2 protein-coding genes are annotated in these 864 nt (G+C 34.7%); one reads left to right on the forward strand and one right to left on the reverse strand.

Going from position 1 to position 864, the window contains the following annotated elements:
* Positions 1 to 138 (forward strand): ACT domain-containing protein, encoded by a 138-nt coding sequence (locus EZH24_RS15465; RefSeq protein WP_419670466.1) that lies wholly within the window; start codon positions 1 to 3, stop codon positions 136 to 138.
* 210 nt (positions 139 to 348) lie between these two features.
* On the opposite strand, the gene EZH24_RS12760 is transcribed toward EZH24_RS15465, so the two are convergent.
* Positions 349 to 864: hypothetical protein (locus EZH24_RS12760; protein ID WP_236847259.1), on the reverse strand; the 516-nt coding region annotated here is incomplete at its 5' end.

Consider the following 864-nt stretch of genomic DNA (forward strand, 5'->3'; position numbering starts at 1 on the left):
ATTTCGGAGAAAAAAGCGAAAGTCAATATAGAAATGCTAAACCAAAGCATAAGCGAAGCGAGTATTATGATTGGCGTAAAGCAGAAGGATTTGAATAAAGCTATAAAATCTCTGTATCAAACTTTTTTTGAGAATTAAAAATTCGTTAAATTCTTTATTATGATTTGCTTTTTTCATATTTGATTTATTATAGAGTAAGTATATTTAATGGAGTTATTATTATGACTTATAAATAAATACTTTTTGTCGTGCAAGATTTAATATAATATAAAAATCCATAAGAGATTAAAACTCCTATGGATTTATAAAGTTTACCATATATGGCAATCTAATTTTATTTTTCTTTAATCAAGAGCCTAAAACTCCGCTGATTAAGAAAGCCGTAGCGAAAGAAACGATAGCGTAAAGCTCTGGGAATACGGCTACTATAATCGTATTACCGAATACATCATAACCGTTACCTATAGCTTCCACTCCGTTTGCGCAAACTTTACCTTGATAAATGGCTGAAACCAAACAAGCCAAGCCTACGGCAATTCCAGCTCCCAATATGGCGGCTCCTTGGAATATGCTAATATCGGCGGTCAAATAAGGTTGCATAATAAAGAATGCGGCAAATCCGTAAAGCCCTTGCGTTCCTGGAAGAGCGCTCAATACGAGGCAACTACCGAAAGCGTCTTTATTCTTCTTCAACGCTCCAACCGTCGTCATAGCGGAAATGGAAGTTCCTACCGCGCTTCCAACTCCAGACAAACCTACCATTAATCCCGCTCCTATATATCCCAATAAAAGCGCCGTGTTCATTGTAAAACCCATAATAAAATCTCCTTTTAGATAAAATAATAATTTTCTATTTAAATAAAT

Source organism: Brachyspira catarrhinii (assembly GCF_005518285.1).
In the GTDB taxonomy this organism is placed as follows: Bacteria; Spirochaetota; Brachyspiria; order Brachyspirales; family Brachyspiraceae; genus Brachyspira; species Brachyspira catarrhinii.